At 41.1% G+C, this 18,086-nt stretch carries 16 protein-coding genes; 14 read left to right on the forward strand and 2 right to left on the reverse strand.

Annotated features, from left to right (window positions below; all coding sequences use genetic code 11):
• The first annotated feature begins 175 nt into the window (after window positions 1-175).
• The 6 genes from UP17_RS10840 to UP17_RS10865 are packed head-to-tail and all read left to right on the forward strand — an operon-like array spanning window position 176 to window position 6,246.
• The gene (locus UP17_RS10840; protein WP_061466061.1) at window positions 176-1,279 is read left to right on the forward strand and encodes an amidohydrolase/deacetylase family metallohydrolase; all 1,104 of its coding nucleotides are present in this window, start codon (window positions 176-178) and stop codon (window positions 1,277-1,279) included.
• Window positions 1,257-2,366, forward strand: a complete 1,110-nt coding sequence (locus UP17_RS10845; RefSeq protein ID WP_061463021.1) for a DgaE family pyridoxal phosphate-dependent ammonia lyase — start codon at window positions 1,257-1,259, stop codon at window positions 2,364-2,366. Before UP17_RS10840 ends, UP17_RS10845 begins: the two co-directional genes overlap by 23 nt.
• Window positions 2,363-3,118 (forward strand): 2-dehydro-3-deoxy-phosphogluconate aldolase, encoded by a 756-nt coding sequence (gene dagF / locus UP17_RS10850; protein WP_061463022.1) that lies wholly within the window; start codon window positions 2,363-2,365, stop codon window positions 3,116-3,118. The genes UP17_RS10845 and dagF overlap by 4 nt, the downstream gene beginning before the upstream one ends.
• Entirely contained in the window at window positions 3,111-4,124 is a 1,014-nt protein-coding gene (locus tag UP17_RS10855) for a sugar kinase (RefSeq protein ID WP_061466062.1), read from the forward strand. Before dagF ends, UP17_RS10855 begins: the two co-directional genes overlap by 8 nt.
• A 16-nt stretch (window positions 4,125-4,140) precedes the next feature.
• A complete protein-coding gene (locus UP17_RS10860) occupies window positions 4,141-4,863 on the forward strand; it encodes a GntR family transcriptional regulator (protein WP_061463023.1) in 723 nt (240 codons plus the stop codon).
• A 57-nt stretch (window positions 4,864-4,920) separates the two neighbouring features.
• Window positions 4,921-6,246 carry a GntT/GntP/DsdX family permease gene (locus tag UP17_RS10865; protein ID WP_061463024.1) on the forward strand — a complete coding sequence of 442 codons (1,326 nt, stop codon included), beginning with the start codon at window positions 4,921-4,923 and terminating at the stop codon, window positions 6,244-6,246.
• A 234-nt stretch (window positions 6,247-6,480) separates the two neighbouring features.
• Here UP17_RS10865 and yppF read toward each other — a convergent pair whose 3' ends face one another.
• Together yppF and UP17_RS10875 are read right to left on the reverse strand one after the other, a co-directional pair.
• Window positions 6,481-6,663: a YppF family protein gene (gene yppF, locus UP17_RS10870; RefSeq protein ID WP_061463025.1), complete on the reverse strand. Its 183-nt coding sequence runs from the start codon at window positions 6,661-6,663 to the stop codon at window positions 6,481-6,483.
• Between the two features lie 839 nt (window positions 6,664-7,502).
• Entirely contained in the window at window positions 7,503-8,792 is a 1,290-nt protein-coding gene (locus UP17_RS10875) for an MFS transporter (RefSeq protein WP_061463026.1), read from the reverse strand.
• A gap of 716 nt (window positions 8,793-9,508) precedes the next feature.
• Here UP17_RS10875 and UP17_RS10880 point away from each other — a divergent pair.
• The 8 genes from UP17_RS10880 (at window position 9,509) to nadX (ending at window position 18,065) form a co-directional block, all read left to right on the forward strand.
• Window positions 9,509-10,315 carry an alpha/beta fold hydrolase gene (locus tag UP17_RS10880; RefSeq protein ID WP_061463027.1) on the forward strand — a complete coding sequence of 269 codons (807 nt, stop codon included), beginning with the start codon at window positions 9,509-9,511 and terminating at the stop codon, window positions 10,313-10,315.
• Window positions 10,316-10,468: 153 nt separating this feature from the next.
• Window positions 10,469-11,284 (forward strand): IclR family transcriptional regulator, encoded by an 816-nt coding sequence (locus tag UP17_RS10885; protein WP_061463028.1) that lies wholly within the window; start codon window positions 10,469-10,471, stop codon window positions 11,282-11,284.
• Window positions 11,285-11,577: 293 nt separating this feature from the next.
• Entirely contained in the window at window positions 11,578-12,111 is a 534-nt protein-coding gene (locus tag UP17_RS10890) for a cupin domain-containing protein (protein ID WP_061463029.1), read from the forward strand.
• Between the two features lie 125 nt (window positions 12,112-12,236).
• Window positions 12,237-13,175 (forward strand): VOC family protein, encoded by a 939-nt coding sequence (locus tag UP17_RS10895; RefSeq protein WP_061463030.1) that lies wholly within the window; start codon window positions 12,237-12,239, stop codon window positions 13,173-13,175.
• Between the two features lie 118 nt (window positions 13,176-13,293).
• Entirely contained in the window at window positions 13,294-14,085 is a 792-nt protein-coding gene (locus UP17_RS10900; protein ID WP_061463031.1) for an SDR family oxidoreductase, read from the forward strand.
• 30 nt (window positions 14,086-14,115) lie between these two features.
• Window positions 14,116-15,804, forward strand: a complete 1,689-nt coding sequence (locus UP17_RS10905; protein WP_061463032.1) for a thiamine pyrophosphate-binding protein — start codon at window positions 14,116-14,118, stop codon at window positions 15,802-15,804.
• 13 nt (window positions 15,805-15,817) lie between these two features.
• Entirely contained in the window at window positions 15,818-17,263 is a 1,446-nt protein-coding gene (locus tag UP17_RS10910) for an aldehyde dehydrogenase family protein (RefSeq protein WP_061463033.1), read from the forward strand.
• Between the two features lie 16 nt (window positions 17,264-17,279).
• Complete coding sequence (gene nadX, locus UP17_RS10915; RefSeq protein ID WP_061463034.1) at window positions 17,280-18,065, forward strand: aspartate dehydrogenase; 786 nt, start codon at window positions 17,280-17,282, stop codon at window positions 18,063-18,065.
• Window positions 18,066-18,086: the final 21 nt, after the last annotated feature.

An 18,086-nucleotide genomic window follows, 5' to 3' on the forward strand; every position in this document is an offset into this window, starting at 1 on the left:
AATAATGAATGATTTTTTTTTAAAAAGTGAAATTAAACATTATAACGTTATATTGATTAGTTTATGGAAATGTGATAATCTATTTCTGTAAGAAAATTAAATGAATTCTCACAATTTAGCAACCTTATACAAAGTTACGGGCAATCGATAGGATGTACCGAAAAGGATGAGGGAAATGACAGGTAGTTTAATTCTGAAAAATGTAAAGATGTTAGACGGAAATGCAGCAGATATCATACTGGAAAATGGAATGATTAAAGAAATCGCTTTGCCCGGAACTGCATCTGGAGATGAAATAATAGATTATGATCACAAAGTTTTTGTTTCCAGCGGATGGATTGATATGCATGTACATGCATTCCCGGAATTCGATCCTTATGGTGATAAGGTTGATGAGATTGGATATAAAACTGGTGTAACAACGGTCATTGATGCGGGAAGCACGGGGGCAGATAGGATATCTGATCTCGTTAACAGCTGTGAAAATTCCAAAACAAATGTTTTTGCCTTTCTGAATATTTCGCGGATTGGCTTGAAAAGGATTGATGAGTTATCGGATATTTCATGGCTGGACGAAGGGGAATTAAGGAATGCAATCTCCAAGTACGGGGATTTTGTCGTTGGACTTAAAGCGAGAATAAGTAAAAGTGTGGTTGGTCTAAATGGTATCGAGCCATTAAAAGTCGCTAGGAAGTTCTCGGCTGAAACTGGTTTACCATTAATGGTCCATATCGGTTCAGGGCCGCCTGATATTAAAGAAGTCCTTGAATTACTTGAGGAAAAGGACATTATTACACATTTCTTAAATGGTAAAGCGAATAATTTATTTGATGAAAGAGAAGAATCGCTGCCTGAGTTCAGTAAGGCGATTGAACGTGGTGTCCATTTGGATGTAGGTCATGGAACGGCAAGCTTTTCTTTTAAAACTGCAGAAATGGCGAAAAAGCGGGGAATACACTTCAATACGATCAGTACGGATATATATCGGAAAAACAGAGAGAATGGGCCAGTTTTTAATATGGCAAATGTGCTTACAAAATTTTTGTATCTGGGTTATCCATTAAAGGAAGTAATAGAAGCCGTTACGGTCAATGCAGCAGCTTGGTTGCATAAACCCGAGCTTGGCAGGATTTCAGCTGGGGATATTGCGAACTTAACCTTATTCTCGATTAAGAATGAGCCGACCCTTTTAATTGATTCCGAAGGAGAAAAACGGATGGCAGAAAAAAGAGTTGCCGTTAAAGGAGTGGTTATAAATGGAGAATTCATTGAATGCTAAATACGGTTTGAAAAGAGTCATCAATGCAAGCGGAAGAATGAGCATATTGGGGGTTTCTGCCCCAACTGACACAGTGATGGATGCGATGAAAAAAGGGGGGCAAAATTATGTTGAGATTTCTGATTTAGTCGATAAGTCAGGCCAGCATATAGCGAATTTGCTTCATTCTGAAGCAGCTGTCGTCGTAAACTCAGCATCAAGTGGAATTGCGCTTTCAGTAGCGGCGATCGTTACTGAAGGAAATAGAAGGAAAAGCGAAAGGCTTCATCAAGATCTCATTCAAAAGAATGAAATCATCATGCTGAAAGGTCATAACGTACAGTATGGTGCACCGGTTGAAACCATGATTTACCTGGGTGGCGGAAAATTGGTTGAAGTTGGGTATGCAAACGAAGGGAAGGCAGGACATATTGCGGATGCCATAAATGAAAATACCTCCGCCATTTTATACGTGAAATCGCATCATGCTGTTCAGAAAAATATGATATCAGTCGAAGAAGCATGGGATGTGGCCAAAATGAATAATATCCCTCTGATTGTCGATGCAGCAGCGGAGGAGGATTTAGAAAAATATGTACAATTCTCTGACTTGGCGATATATAGTGGATCAAAAGCCATTGAAGGACCCACATCCGGTATCGTTGCGGGCAGAAAAAAATATATCGAATGGGTAAAGGTTCAATTGCACTGCATCGGCAGGAGCATGAAGGTCGGTAAGGAAACCAGCTTTGGGCTGCTTCAGGCATTGGATGAGTATTTTGTCAAACAGGATAATAGTGAAAAAGAGAAAGCTAGTTTACAAGTTCTCAAAACACTTGACTCAATTGATGGCGTAAAAGTAACGATCGTTCAGGATGAAGCCGGACGTGCCATATATAGAGCACGTATTTCCATTGATTCTTTAATAACGGAAACAACGGCGAAGGAAGTGAACGAGCAGCTCAGAAATGGGGAAATCGCCATTTACACACGTGATTATGGGATACGGCAAGGCTTTTTCGATATAGACCCGCGTCCATTGCAAGGTGATGATATACATGTCATTGAAGCACAATTAAGAACCATATTAGGAGGAAAACAAGGATGACAAACATAAACAAACGGTTATTGAATGATCGTGTAGCCTTAAATGTACTTGCAAATAGTGTAGAAAATGCAGTGGAAGTCTTTGAAGCAGCGGAAGGCCATGTATTGGTTGGTGTACTCTCAAAGGATTATCCAACTGTGGAAGCTGGTGTTACAGCAATGAAAGAATACGGGGAAGCCATTGATGAGGCCGTTTCAATAGGATTGGGCGCGGGCGATAATAGACAGGCAGCGGTTGTCGCAGAAATCGCAAAATACTATCCAGGCAGTCATATTAACCAGGTTTTTCCTGCTGTTGGTGCTACAAGGGCCAATTTAGGTGAGAAGGATAGCTGGATAAATTCACTTGTATCTCCAACTGGGAAAGTAGGTTATGTGAATATTTCCACTGGTCCAGTAAGTGCAGGTGCAAGTGAAACTGCCATTGTGCCTATCAAAGCTGCCATTGCGCTTGTACGCGATATGGGAGGAAATGCTTTGAAATACTTCCCGATGAAAGGCCTGAAGCATGAAGATGAATATCGTGCTGTGGCAAAAGCTTGTGGTGAAGAGGGATTTGCTTTGGAACCAACAGGTGGAATCGATTTAAATAATTTCGAGACCATACTAGAAATCGCATTAGAAGCAAAAGTGCCTAAAGTCATTCCACATGTATATTCTTCCATAATCGATGAAGAGACTGGAAAAACGAATGGGGAGGATGTACGGAAATTATTGGCCATAACAAAAAAATTGGTTGAAAAATATGCCTAAAAGGATTGTGGCATTCGGGGAAGTAATGATGCGTTTGCAGGTACCAGGGCATGAATTGCTATCACAGGCCAACACTTTGAAATACTCCTTTTCAGGCACGGGAGTAAACGTTGCTTCTGCGATGACAAAGCTAGGACATGATGGGTATCTTGTGACAAAGTTACCGGATAACCCCCTTGGGGATTCCGCGATTTCATCTTTGCAACGCTTAGGAATTGGAAGGGACTTCATCTCTAGAGGTGGAAAATACTTGGGGATGTATTTTTTGGAAAATGGTTTTGGACAGCGGGCTAGCCGTGTCACATATTCCAATCGACTGGAAAGCAGTTTTAATACAGCCTCCTTATCCGATTATGATATGGATATGATTTCGGAAAGTACGGATATCATCCATTTTTGCGGAATTACGCTTGCAATGGCGGAAACTGTACGGGAAAGTATGAAGGTGCTGGCTAGAAAAGTCAAAGAAAAAGGCGGTACAGTCTGTTTCGATTGCAACTACCGCCCCTCTTTATGGGAGGGAGGTTATGCTGACGCAAAGACTCATTATGAAGAAATGCTTTTTTTGGCTGATATCGTCATGATGAATGAGAAAGACGCCCTATATATTTTAGGAATGAAGTCTGAAGGCTCCACAAGGGAAGAACAGCTAATCGAGTTGATCCCCGAGGCGGCAAAGAGATTCAATATTCCGTCGATAGCAGGGACACATCGTTCAATCAACAGTGATAATAGCCATACGTTGAGGGGGTATATATACAAAGAAGGAACATTTTACTTTTCCGATATCCTATCATTTTCCGTATATGATAGAATAGGTTCAGGCGATGCTTACACCAGTGGAATCCTACATGGCGAATTGCTGGGATTTCCCCCAGAAAAGACAGTTCGGTTTGCGGCTGTTTCAGGAATGCTGGCATGTACTGTCGTTGGAGATACTCCTTTGGCAACCGAAAAGGAGATACTCTCGGCAATGGAAGGTGAAATGGAAGATATTAAGAGATAAAAGGCAGGAGATTAGAATGAATGTGAACAGAAAAAATGGACCGATGTATTTACAGATAAAAGAAATAATGAAGGATCGTATTTTACATGGGGTTTATGCCATCGACACAAACATTCCCTCTGAGCCTCTTTTGGAAGAAGAATTTAACGTAAGTAAGGTCACTGTCCGTAATGCAATCAAAGAACTTGTGCAAGAGGGGTATGTTGAAAAGAAAAGCGGCAAAGGCACTAGGGTCATAGCGAATGGTTCGATTGTCAAACTTTCCAAAGGAAAGCGTTTCACAGAGCTTTTGGTGGAGGAAGGGCACTTCATTTTAAAAAAGGTGTTAAACATAAGTCATGTTGATCTTTCTTCAGGCTCTAAGTTGCATTCTTTATTTGGTGACCATTGCACAAGAATCGAACGAATATATTTATTGGACAATGAACCTTATATTTACTTTATACATTATGTTTCCCTTAATTTAAACCAAGAAGAGATAAAAGAGGTCCAAATCAATTCTTTGTACAGATTTTTGGAAAATCAAAACGTTAAACTTGAAACATTCAGAGATGAGTTTGCCGTTGCCATCGCACCTGATCACATTTGCGAAACACTGAAAATCGAAAACAATAGCCCAGTATTAAAAAGGATTCGGATTTCCAGTGATGGGGACGGAAATGTTATGGAATACAGTGAAGGGTATTACAACACGGCTAAACAGAACTACATTGTGACATATAACGAGCCGGTACAATAAGCCTATTTATTGTATGGGTTTGATTGTAAGCGATTTCATTAGGGGTGGGGAGAACATATGGATCTATATTTATTAGGAATCACGCTGATAGCAATCATAATTGTTATTTTGGGGGTATCATGGTGGAAATGGCATGCATTCATAAGTTTGACTGTGGCCAGTTTATTTTTAGCGGTTTTTTCTGGACTGCCGATGGACAAGATTGTAGGAGCATATGAAACGGGTGTAGGAGCGGTCCTTGGTCATCTTATTGGAATATTGGCTTTAGGGACCATCTTAGGAAAGATGATGTCCGACTCTGGAGCCGGTATGCAGGTTGCTGACTTTTTCATTAATAAATTCGGCGTGAAGAACCTGCCATGGGCCATGCTTTTATCTGGTTTTATCATAGGCATTCCGGTATTTTTCGAGGTTGGTTTAGTAATATTGCTGCCTTTGGTCATTTCCATTCGGAAATCAACCAAAGTGAACATCTTGTTAATAGGTATTCCAGTACTTGCTGGTTTATCGATTGTACATGGGCTGGTACCTCCGCATCCGGGAGCCATGACAGCTATAGGGATCTATAATGCAAACATGGGACACGTACTTCTGTACTCATTGATCATCGCATTCCCGACTGCTGTAATTGCCGGACCTCTTTTCGCAAAATGGATTCATAAGCGGGTTATACCCGTTGGTGAACCGGAATTGATCCGGGTGGAAACAAAGTCAAGTGGATTACCAGGGACTGGAGTTTCGTTCTTCATCATCCTTTTGCCTGTATTGTTGATGGTTTTAACTGTATTGGCGCCTTATTTGCCGCTGCCGGGTTCCGTTGGAAAATTCTTGGTGTTTATCGGCAGTCCGGTGATCGCCCTATTAATCTCCTGTTTTGCAGCTTACTATTTCCTGGGCTACAGACAGGGAATGGATAAATCGCTAATTAAAAAGTTAACGGAAGAATGTTTATTGCCATTAGCCTCCATAATACTAATTATCGGTGCGGGTGGCGGGTTCAAGCAAATTTTAATTGATAGTGGCGTAGGGACCGCAATTGCTTCCATGTCTGAAGAAATATCATTATCACCAATCGTCCTTGCATTCCTGGTGGCCGGATTGATTCGGATTGCCACAGGTTCTGCAACAGTCGCTTTGACCACGGCAGCAGGAATTGTTTCACCGGTTGTTGCAAATATGACGGGCGTAAATCTAGAATTACTTGTAATTGCAACTGGGGCAGGCTCACTTATGTTTTCCCATGTTAATGACGCCGGTTTCTGGTTAGTAAAAGAATATATGGGATTGACCGTAAAAGAAACGTTCAAAACATGGACAGTCATGGAAACCTTACTTTCTTTCGTGGCATTCGGTTTGGTTTTAATTTTGGATATATTCATATAGTCAACAAAGGAAATTCTGCGATTGCAGAATAAGTAGTCTTTACCTCCGTAATATGTCTTGGGGTGACATATTACGGAGGCTTTTATTTATGGAAAACATTCGGGTTGGGATATAGTCTTTCTTAGTAAAGAAAAGGGTTGAATAAAGCTGACTTAGCCCCTAAAGATAGGTCGATGCAACAGGGCAGAAACAAATTTCAAATCTTGATTTGAAAATGTGTCAGAAGTGTTCCTTTCATCCAGAAGATGTTTGTTTTGCTCCTCGAAGATATAATTCCTGACAGAGACTCCTATATTGAAAGATTGACAGCTTCCCGTTTACATATTCCTTCTGAATATAATCCAATAATTCATTGGCATGATTGGGCTTTTGACGTTTTTCCTGAATATAATGGAGTATTAAAACTTCAATATTCACGCACTCACCTTACTTGACAAGTATTTTTTTCATTAACAATATAACATGGGTTACCGAGTGATTGTCATTTTTTGAATATTTTAACTATCGACATTTTTATACAAAAAAAGGACAAGACATTCAGAGTGAATTTAGATTATGCTCTCCTCATCTAGTTTTAGCTTTTTTTAAAAATGCTGTTTTCCAACTCTTGCTGTATAACACCTAAATGAAGCTATATAATCTTTAATGCTTATTATAGGATATGCTCGTTCACTCAGAATTGTTTTCAAGTGTACTTCATAATAATAACCAGTAAAAGGATGGTCCACTTTAATAGTTATCCGCCATTTTAAGAAGTTTGAACTAGTGATCCATGCTAATTAAGAACGGGGCATGACTTTGCTGCATGCTCCTTTTGGTCGCGATCTGTTCTATTAAGTGATGACTAAATGATAAAGCCGGTAGTATTGAGCAGGACTTTCTTGGAAATAAAATGGTTTTATGCTTCAGTTGTGGAAGACCAGGAAGAACCCGAAGATCGGCTATCCAAGCAATTGATCCAGGAATGATGCACTACTAATGGAAGTTGGAATAAGTGATTTTTAAGATGGATGGTGGATGGCAGCTATGATATTTGAAAAAATTAGATCCATGAATTCGCAGAAGAATAGGGTTGGATCAAGGAACAAGGAAAGATGACGAGGGACAAGAGTAAAAGAACAATCTAGTAGCTACAAGGTGTAATTGAAGGGATAATAGTACATGACTCATAGTCTGCTCAAGAAAAAACCCTTGATAATTCAAGGGTTGGATAAAGTCCATCAAAATGTTGGTCATGATTTCAAGGAACTTACGCTTCATACTTGGATCTTTTGTGCAGGCAAAGGTGATAAATGCAGTTCTGCCGCTTCTCTTTTAATGGAGAATATATACGCTCCCAAACCTAAGATGGCTGTAAAAATCAGCATGGCGATCGATGTACTGAAGTCCCCGCCAGACAAGTCACGAAGCCACCCCATGATATAGCTTGAAAAGCCGCCCATTATATTCGTGAATCCAATTAGACCAGCAGCCCGTCCTGCCGTTTCGGGTGTTGAGTATTTTATCATGAGCATATTACTTAAATGGAAAACACCGCCTTGACATCCCATTGCCAGTCCCATACATAGCCCGGCCATAATAGGGTTGGGGATGAAGACCGCAACAGTTAAAAAGACAGCAGTCAATGAAAATAGAATCGAGGCCATCAAACTTGGACGCCTGGTTTTGTCCGCCAGAAAGCCGCAGGCCAAGACAAATCCTAAAGCAAATAGCCAGGAAAGCGAAGTGATGCTCGACATCCCTTCCTTTTCGAATCCTTTTGCTTCAATTAGATAGGTAGGGAGCCAAATGCTGATTCCGAAAAAAAGGAAGGAGCATACGAGCATACCGAACCATACAATCCAGAAACGATAATCCTGAGCAAAACTCTTTTTCTCTGAAGGGGCAATTTCTTTCCCTTCATCTTCCGATTGGCGAATGAAGGCCAATTCATCCTTACTTATACGGGGGTGCTCTTCTGGTGTATTCCTTGTCATAAAGATGAACATCGGGATATTAATAAATAAGTTGAAGGCCGCAAGCATAAAGAAAGCTGCTTGCCAGTGGAGTAAAGATATCACGAGCACCAAAACAATGGCTCCAGTTGCCGGACCTAAATAGTTTCCGGTAAGCCATGATGCCTGGGCCCTCCCCAATTCGCGTTTATTAAACCAGTTAGAAATCATTTTTCCGGAAACTGGAATCATCATCCCTTCGCCAAAACCAAGAATGACCCTGCTTATTAAAAACATTTCATATGAATTTGCTAAGCCTGACATAATCATGGTAAGTGTCCATACGAATAATCCGGCGATGGCTGTTTTTCGGGCCCCTAATTTATCAATGATGAAGCCCCAAAAAAGATTTGAAACTCCATAAGCTATGGTGAATACAAAGGAAAGAAGACCGATCTTTGCATTTTTGTCAGCGCCTGTCATTCCGAGTGCATTCAAGAATTCTGGATCTGTTTGAATGATGGAAATGCCAACCTTATCAATTTGTCCGAAAAACCAAAAGAAAAAAATTGGAACGGCAATATACAACCATCTTTTTTGCCCATTTAACATAATACCATCTCCTTGTCGCTTTTTAGCATTGCAAAAAAACTTACCATTGAGAATAGGTGGACTAAGGTTTTTCTTTAGATAGGCACTAGTTTCGATTTCCCCATTTACGAGCTGCATCCCGCCTTTCTTTAAAATACTGAGAGATAGATAAGTAATGGTAATGTTTTGTAAGTAAAACAAAGTTTTACTTTATTAACGATAAAATAAATAGAATTGATTGTCAATTTAATATTTTGATAATTTAATATTTTTAGAATAAATAAATATATTGTCATTTTTAACTTCTTCCGTTTTGATTTTTATGTTTAAAATCGAACTACAATGGCATTCCTTTTTGCGTTGTGAGGGGAATCATACAAGGGAATGAGCTAAATGGCCTTTATTAAGGACTTAAAAGAGGAGTGGATTTGATCTTTTGTGTCAAAAGAAGTAATTAATATCAAATTATTAAAAATTCCGACTTGTTGATATTGAATTTAAAATCAGGAAAATCTATAATTCATTTATATTGTTTTGTATATGAAATACTTATTATGGAAAATATCTATGGATTAAAATTCTTTAATTGTTCTTACCTGCATATTTGGATTTATTTAGGTTGATCGATAAGTCTTCGATAAGTTAGGCCTCCCAAATAGTTTTAAATGTGTAATTATGCTTTAATTGACAAATAAACACTTAAATTATTTATTCAAAGGATTGTGAGGTTGAAAAGGATGCCAATTAGCCAATTAAAAGAATTCTCGATTCATTATCTGGAATCGGGAGAAGGAAAAGCGCTTGTTATCCTGCATGGTTTGGGAAATAATTCTCAGTCATGGAGAAAACAGCTCTGTCAGATGAATGAAGAATTTAGGGTAATTGCCTGGGATGCGCCAGGGTACGGTGAAAGTTCCGATCCAAAAGAGGAATTTCAAGACTTTTCTCAATTTGCAGATGTATTGAAAGAATTCCTTGAGAGTCTTGGTTTGCAATCGGTATACCTGCTCGGTCATTCGATGGGCTCGGCTATCGCACTCGATTTTACTAGCCGTTTCCCCGAGATGGTCGAGGCGCTGATTATATCTGATGCGACTCGCGGGGCAGCTGGTGTTAGCCAGGAAGAAAATAAACGGAAACTTCAGAATAGATTGCACTCCATCAATACGTTAAATCCGGGTGAACTGGCAAAGAAAAGGGTCAAAGCGCTAATGTCGCCAAATGCTTCTGTTGAGTTAGTTAAGGAAGCAGAACGCATCATGTCGCAAGTGCGCCCGGCTGGATACCGGTCTGTTTCCTTCTCTTTATCAAATTTAAACCAAATGGAAATCCTTTCTTCTATATCCGTTCCGACCTTGGTCATATGCGGTGAACTGGATCAGGTCACACCGGTTAGTGAATCGAGAATTTTTCATGAATTGATTCCTAATTCCGAATTTGCCATCGTACCGAATACCGGCCATTTATGTTATCAGGAAGATCCAGAAGTGTTCAATGAATATGTTACGGATTTTTTACAGAGACAACAGGTAGGGCAAAGTTGAAGTATGCATGAAAAAATATACATCAACTTAATTTGCAGTAAAAGTTGTAAATATGCTGCAAGTTCCTTCTAGGTAAGAGTTGAGGTGAGAAAGCTTAATAAAATGGTTTATAACTCTTAGAGAATTGAGATATACAACGGGGGGAATACTCGAATGGAAAGCGAAGAAAAAGATAAAGAGAAATATAGTGCTAATTCATTGGTAAGAGGGTTGGAAATCATTAAGCTCTTTAATGAATTACAGCCGAGTTTGTCTCTTTCAGAAATTGCAAAACAACTGGGAGTAAGCCGAACGGTGCCATATCGTTTATTATTCACCTTACAAAATATTGGTTATCTGTCTCAGGATGAGCATACCAAACGTTATAGTTTAACACCAAAGGTTCTTGAATTGGGCTTCAGCTATTTGAATAGTTTGAAATTCCAGGAAATAGTCCAACCTTATATGGAGACACTGCGTGATGAAATCGGAGCCTCCTGCCACCTGTCCATTTTGGATGGATTGGAAGTTGTTTATGTTGGCAGTGCCCCGATCAGAGGGGTATCTGCTGTCAATGTGAACATAGGGTTGCGGCTGCCAGCACATGCTTTGGCCAATGGAAAATTACTTTTGGCGTATCAACCAAAAGAAATGCTTATGCAAATGTTCAAAATCTCAAACCTCACTCCTTATACAGACAAAACACTTACCGCGCCGGGTGAGTTTCAAAAACAGTTGGAATCGATTCGGCAAAATGGTTATTCGATGACAAGCGGGGAATTCCACCCTGGCATCCGTTCTGTTGCCGCTCCGATTTTTGACCGGACTGGAAAAGTATTGGCAGCCTTGAATGTCGTTGCAACAGAGTCGGCTTATCAGGAAGATTTCATCGATAAAATCGCCTTGCCGAAACTGATGGAGGTTTCTCGGCAGTTATCCCTTTATATGGGGTATAGTGGGGTTATGTCGTTTCAACATGATGACGTGTGAACATGCTTTTAGTGCCAATCTAATAAAAAAAGATAATCTCTTTCGAAAGTGTGGATATCCCAAATCTAGGGTGTCCGCACTTTTTTGCGTTAAGAAAAAGAAATATTTGGTTAAATCGTTCCAAGTTATCGTAAAAGAATAAATTGTTCGGATTATAAAAATAGTTTCAAATATTCTAAAAATTAATTGACAATGAAAAGGTTTCATTTTAGAATTAATTTATAGATGAAACACTGTTTTACCAGTGAAACATAATGTAATTTAGAAACAACAAATAAGGGAGGATTTTTAAAATGACAAAAGAAATTTTTTCAGTGAAAGATTTTGAAAAAAAATATGTTGCCCGATTGAAAGACCGTACGCTTGATTGGAATGTCTTGAAGTTCCAAGAAGAAATCGATCCAGCTTATAGACGTGCACAGATGAGATATATAGGACGAGGTGCCACTGCAAATAACGATACAAATGTAATTGCAGGTGAACATTTCACTCTAAGTACAATGGTTCTACCGCCGGGATGTATCGGGCCTTTGCATCTTCACGATGATGTTGAAGAAGTGTTTTTCATTCTTGAGGGTGAAGTCACGGCGTTAATTCAAGAGGATAGCTACAGCGAAGTGCATGAAATTAAACTAAGTGCGAGAGATTGCATCAGCAGTCCGCCAGGGGTTTATCGGGGAATTAGGAATGACGGGGATGTTGAGGCGCGCATGCTCGTAATGCTAGGGGCAGTGAAGCCTAACTTGCCAACATATCCTGAAGGCAGTGAACTGGAAGAACTGCGGAAACAACGCTCAAAAGAAAGAGAAGCCATTATTAAAGACTGATCATTTAGCCGAAAAGGGCACCTGCATTATGGAAATTAATGAGGCGCCCTTTTCGATTAGATTGTTAGATGTGGTCAATGCAAATCTTCTAAAAAGCAATCTAATTTATGGGAGGTATAAAAAGGATGCTTGGGATTACTCATTTACGGCATATTAGCATGATTACTCCGAATTTCGACGATCAAGCAGAGTTTTATGAAAAGGTTTGGGGACTGGATAGGGTGGATGCTCCGGAAGAGGAGAATACGGTTTATTTTCGGGGTGCAGGACCGGAACATCATATTTTAAGCCTTCATAGGGGAGAAAAACGTGGTTTGCATCATATATCTTTCGGCATGGTCGATAAAAATGCAGTGGATCGTGCAGCGGGGATATTACAATCGAAGGGCGTTAGAATTATTGAACCACCTGGCTATTTGGATGAAGCAGGTGCTGGTTATGGATTACGGTTTATTGATCCGGAAAACCGCGTGATAGAGCTTTCGGCTTGGGTTGAAGTTCAAACGTCAATTTGGAACAAGAAAAATGTTGATCCAGTGAAACTTAATCATGTTGTAATGAATACGAAGAACTTAGATATGATCGTTGAGTTTTATACAGATGTACTTGGTTTTAAAGTTACCGATTGGAGTGAGCATCAAATGTCATTTCTGCGATGCAACAGGAAGCATCACTCCATTGCCTTTAATCAAGATGAACATGCGTCAATCAATCATATCGCATACGAAGTCGATTCAGTGGATGAACTGATGCGCGGCATAAGCAATGTGCGAAAAGCGGGACTGTCAGAACTTTGGGGACCTGGACGTCATGGACCTGGAGACAATATTTTTTGTTATTTCCAAGACCCAGGCGGTTTTGTTATGGAGTATACATGTTATCTGGAAACGATTGAAGATGAATCGGAGTGGAGAGCACGTGTATGGAAACGTGTACCACATTTAATGGATCAATGGGGGATTGCAGGGCCGCCGAAACCGGAAGCCCGCAAAGCAATGGGAGGAGATCCCGATCCGGGCTGGGTGAATTCTGTTATAGATGATTCAGTAACGGCCGAGAAATGAGATGGACGTCCATTTCCTCCATTTCTTCTTGCACTGGATGTTATGGTTACAGTGAAAGTTAACTTCTTGTTCTTTAAAGGACTGCGCTTAAGGAAAATGGTTTTAAAGGAGTGAAGAGATGGATTTAGGATTGCAAGGTAAAGTGGCTGTCATTATGGGAGGCACGTCGGGTGTAGGATTAAAAACAGCAGAAATGTTTTTAGCTGAGGGAGCGAAAGTGGCTATATGCGGCAGAAGCACAGAGCGAATGGAAAGTGCACAAAGTCAACTACTCTCATTTGGTGAGAAGGCGGATATCTTTGCATCAACCTGTGATGTCACCTCAAAATCGGATGTGGATTCTTTCATTAATGGTACGGCTGAGAGGTTTGGCGGGATCGATATATTGGTGAATGCAGCCGGTCAAAGCGTCATGGGTCACTTTTTTGACATTACGGATGAGCAGTGGGATGAACAGATTCAATTAAAGTTCTTTGCCATCATATATGCCGTTCGTGCTTCGCACCCTCATTTAGTGAAAAGGGGAGGGGGGCGGATTATTAATATTAACGCAACGCTTGCTAAAGAACCTGAACGTCATATGGTAGCGACGGCAGCAGCAAGGGCTGGTCTCCTTAATTTAAGCAAAACCTTGTCCCAGGAATTGGCCTTTGACAATATATTGGTTAATTCAGTGAGTCTTGGATTGATCCGGACCGATCAATGGGAGCGAAGAAGATTGAAAAATGCGCCGGATATGGATCCGGAAGAATATTACGGGGAACTTGCGAAAAAACGGAATATCCCTCTCGGCCGCGTAGGGGAAGCGGAAGAAGTGGCCAGTGTCATTGTTTTCCTTGCTTCAGACAAAGCAAGTTATGTAGCGGGTTCGACGATTGAGACGGCAGGAGCGATCGGAAAGGCACTTTAAATATATCATTAAAAAAGGTAGGCAAACGCGATGAAAATACAAGAAGAAATAGAGTTTACGACCTCCGATTCCATCGTAAAGGAGCTGGTTCAAGCAGGAGTGGGCGTTGCTTTCGGGATTGTCAGTATTCACAATATGCCCATCTATGATGCAATTCTTAGAGAAGGTAGCATTAAACTCATTTGTTCACGCGGAGAAAGCGGTGCCGTCAATATGGCTGATGGCTATGCCCGCGCCACTGGGAAATTGGGTGTGGTGATTACCAGTACCGGAACAGGGGCAGGAAATGCTGCTGGTTCACTAGTGGAAGCTTGGGCAGCTGGTGTCCCCCTTCTTCATCTTACCGGTGAGGTCGATTCTTCTTATCTTGGTACAGGCAAAGGATACATACATGAGTGTAAAGACCAGCTTTCAATGATGAGAGGTGCTTGTAAAAATGCAGTGAGGCTTAGAAACCCTGCCCAATCAGCAGCGGTTGTAAGGAAGGTGATCCAAGAAGCCTTAACTGCACCAACTGGACCGGTCACATTGGAAATTCCCATTGACTTTCAATCGGCAATCATAGAAGATCTTTCACTCGAGGAGCTACGAGTTTCGGCGTTTGAAACAAATTCAAAGCCATTTATTCCCGAACAAGCCGTGAAAAAAATGGTTGGAGCACGCCGTCCTGTGATATGGGCCGGGGGTGGGGTCATAAGTGCCAATGCTTCGCACGAACTGCAAAAATTGGCGGAAATCCTTGGTGCAGCAGTGATAACCAGTCAGTCAGGAAAAGGTTCGATCCCAGAAAATCATGAACAATGTATAGGACATTTTGCGGCCTATGAAACTACAAAAGAGTTTTTGAGAAATGCGGATTTATTGATTAGCGTAGGTGTAAGATTTAGGGGAAATGAAACATCCAACTGGAAAGTACCGGTTCCAGAAGAACATATAGCGATAGATGCAGATTGGCAGGCAATTAACCGCAACTACAAAGCCACACTAGGTTTGGTTGGCGATGCAAAAGATATGCTAGCTGGCATCATTCAAAAGCTCGAAGAAAACTCAGTGAATGCGGAACCTTCTTACTTACAAGAAGTTCTTTCGCTTAGAAATGAAGTGCGCGCTCAACTCCGGGAAACGCTTGGCCCTTATGCGGAATTTTTAGATGGCATGAGGGAGATATTACCTGACGATACCATTTTAGTTCGAGATGTAACTGTGCAGGCAAACGTATGGGGCAGCCGTTTATTTGAAATCTATGAACCGAGAACCTCCATTCATGCATCTGGGGGTGGAATTGGTCAAGGTCTTCCAACAGCAATCGGTGCCCAAATAGGGTGTCAAGATAAAACTGTCGTTCTTATGGCTGGAGACGGAGGCTTTATGGTGAATGTCGGGGAAATGGTTACGGCCGCCGAAGAAAACTTACCAGTTATCATCGTATTGTTTGATGACTCAGGTTATGGGGTTCTGCGAAATATTCAAACAGCCGCATATGGCCGGCAGGTTGCCGTGGATTTATTGAGTCCCGATTTTGTGAAGCTGGCTGAGTCCATGCATTTCGATGCTGTACGGATTGGTTCTGGAGATGAATTCATATCCGAATTGAAAAAGGCAAAAGAAAGACGTAAGCCTTCCATGATCGTTGTTGATATGGAAGCTGTGGGACCAATGGCAAAGCCATTTGGGGGACCACCAGGAGCTGCGGAAGCATTTAAGCCCAAAAAACTGTAAGGGGGGATTGAGGATGATTTCGACATATCCATTTGTTTCAGGAAAATACCTTGTTAATGGAGAATGGATAGAAATGCCGGAAAAAGTGGATGTGATAAATCCGGCAAACAGATCGGAAGTAGTTGGCCAGGTGGCAATATGCTCTGGGGATATCGTGAATGAAGCGATTGAAGCGGCAGAATATGCTTTTGAAAGTTGGTCTCGTTCTGATGTCAGGGATCGGGCTAACCGGATGAACTCGGCGGCAGAAGAACTTTCAAAAGTAATCGAGGAAAATGTTACAGTGTTCGTACGTGAAAATGGTAAAACACTAGTTGAAGCTAAAAAGGATTTGCTACGATGTGTTGAAGTCATGAAGGGCTGCGCTACAGAGTTACTTGATTGGTGGAAACCTGAAGTGCTTCAAGGAAATCAAAAAGTCCAAATCCGAAGAAGGGCAAGAGGCGTCACGGCAATTATAACTCCGTGGAATTCTCCAATGATATTAACGTTCAAAAGGGTCATTCCTGCTGTCTTGGCAGGCAATGCCGTTGTAGTGAAACCTGCAACGAATTGCCCGTTAACGATAATGACCTATTTAAAAGTAGTTGCTGAACATTTCCCACCAGGAGTCATCAATATAGTCTCAGGATCAGGAAAAGCAATCGGTGATACACTTTGTTCCGATTCCCGCGTCCGGACAGTGGCGTTTGTCGGTAGTACTGAAACCGGAAAAAATATCATGCAGAAATCAGCTGGAAATCTACAAAAAGTATATATGGAACTCGGCGGCAACGACCCTGCCATTATTTTGGAAGACGCCACTATGGATGAAGCGGCAATCAAACGTTTGAGGATGGGGATTTTACGAGCTGCAGGCCAGGTGTGTTCTGCTGTTAAACGAGTGTACGTCCAAGAATCACGTTTTGATGAGGTTGTTGAAAAGCTGACCAAAGAATTTAGCCGGATGGTAGTTGGTGATGGCATTCAGCCTGACGTAACGATGGGTCCATTGAATAATAAAGCACAGTATGACTTTGTGAATGGCTTGATCGAACGTACAGCTAAGTCGGGAGCAAACATAATCACCAGTGGCATTCAACATAATCCTGAAGCTTGGGATAAAGGTTATTATATGCTTCCTTCTATTATTACTGATGTCAATCAGCAGAGCGAAGTGGTTCGTGTGGAACAATTCGGACCTGTCATTCCCATCCTACCATTCAATGATATTGAGGAGGCTGTGAAATTAGCGAATGATAGTGAGTTTGGCTTGCGTGCATCTGTTTGGACTGAGAATGAAGAGATAGCTATTGATATGGCAGATCGACTCGAAGCTGGTGCGGTTTTCCATAATAATCATACCGTTTTCAGTGACTTGGCTCTCGACTTCCCTGGATTAAAAGAAAGTGGTGTTTCCCGGGAAACAAGACATTGTGGGCTGGAATTCTTTGCGGACTCATACGGGTTTGCTAATTGAGGAGGGATGAATCTACATGAGGTTAGGCTTAATCGGATGCGGCAATATCGGGAAATTTCTGCTTCAGGCAATAAATAACGATGGGCTTCTTCCAGGTGGGAAAATCGTTTCGATTTATGCCCGCCGTGAAGAAATCGCAGCTCAACTAGCTGAAGAATTCAGGACACAGCCATTTAATGATGTTGATGAACTACTTAAATCCGATGTAGATTTAGTCATAGAGGCTGCAACGATTGAAGCTGCTGAAGAGTACGCATTTAAAGTGCTTAAAAGCGGGAAAAATCTCTTACTAAGCAGCTTAGGCGTGATGGCCAATGCTGCCTTTGAAGAACAATCAAACCTGATTTGCAAAAATAATAACGTGAATATTTTCCTTCCGTCTGGTGCGATTGGAGGTCTTGATGTACTTAAATCGGCAAAAGCGGTGAATGGTCTTGAATCTGTTTGCATCACCACGAGAAAACCGCCAAACGCATTACCTGCAGGTTCTTCAATGGAAGAAGAAACGGTTTTATTTGATGGGTCGGCTGCAGAAGCGATCAAGCAGTTTCCGAGAAACATTAATGTTGCGATTGTGCTGGCTTTGGCTGGTCTAGGATCTGAAAAGACAAAAGTGAAAATCATTGCCGATCCAAGTGTACTGAAAAACATCCATCTAATAGAAGCGTCAGGTTCGTTCGGGAAACTCAAACTCGAAGTGGAAAATGATCCGATGCCAAATAATCCTAAAACGAGTTATTTAGCCGCATTAAGTGTTTTGGCTACTCTGCAAAACAAGGAAAAGAGCGTTCAAATCGGATAATGAATTATGAGGTCAAATTTA

The sequence above is a fragment of the Peribacillus simplex genome (assembly GCF_001578185.1).
Classification (GTDB): Bacteria; Bacillota; Bacilli; order Bacillales; family DSM-1321; genus Peribacillus; species Peribacillus simplex_A.

Coding starts and splice junctions, on each gene's coding strand:
- UP17_RS10885 (WP_061463028.1), top strand. CDS start 10,469: ATGGAAAGCGAAGAAAAAGATAAAGAGAAATATAGTGCTAATTCATTG.
- UP17_RS10880 (WP_061463027.1), top strand. CDS start 9,509: ATGCCAATTAGCCAATTAAAAGAATTCTCGATTCATTATCTGGAATCG.
- UP17_RS10910 (WP_061463033.1), top strand. CDS start 15,818: ATGATTTCGACATATCCATTTGTTTCAGGAAAATACCTTGTTAATGGA.
- UP17_RS10855 (WP_061466062.1), top strand. CDS start 3,111: ATGCCTAAAAGGATTGTGGCATTCGGGGAAGTAATGATGCGTTTGCAG.
- nadX (WP_061463034.1), top strand. CDS start 17,280: ATGAGGTTAGGCTTAATCGGATGCGGCAATATCGGGAAATTTCTGCTT.
- UP17_RS10860 (WP_061463023.1), top strand. CDS start 4,141: ATGAATGTGAACAGAAAAAATGGACCGATGTATTTACAGATAAAAGAA.
- UP17_RS10895 (WP_061463030.1), top strand. CDS start 12,237: ATGCTTGGGATTACTCATTTACGGCATATTAGCATGATTACTCCGAAT.
- UP17_RS10900 (WP_061463031.1), top strand. CDS start 13,294: ATGGATTTAGGATTGCAAGGTAAAGTGGCTGTCATTATGGGAGGCACG.
- UP17_RS10840 (WP_061466061.1), top strand. CDS start 176: ATGACAGGTAGTTTAATTCTGAAAAATGTAAAGATGTTAGACGGAAAT.
- UP17_RS10875 (WP_061463026.1), bottom strand. CDS start 8,792: ATGTTAAATGGGCAAAAAAGATGGTTGTATATTGCCGTTCCAATTTTT.
- UP17_RS10890 (WP_061463029.1), top strand. CDS start 11,578: ATGACAAAAGAAATTTTTTCAGTGAAAGATTTTGAAAAAAAATATGTT.
- UP17_RS10845 (WP_061463021.1), top strand. CDS start 1,257: ATGGAGAATTCATTGAATGCTAAATACGGTTTGAAAAGAGTCATCAAT.
- UP17_RS10905 (WP_061463032.1), top strand. CDS start 14,116: ATGAAAATACAAGAAGAAATAGAGTTTACGACCTCCGATTCCATCGTA.
- dagF (WP_061463022.1), top strand. CDS start 2,363: ATGACAAACATAAACAAACGGTTATTGAATGATCGTGTAGCCTTAAAT.
- UP17_RS10865 (WP_061463024.1), top strand. CDS start 4,921: ATGGATCTATATTTATTAGGAATCACGCTGATAGCAATCATAATTGTT.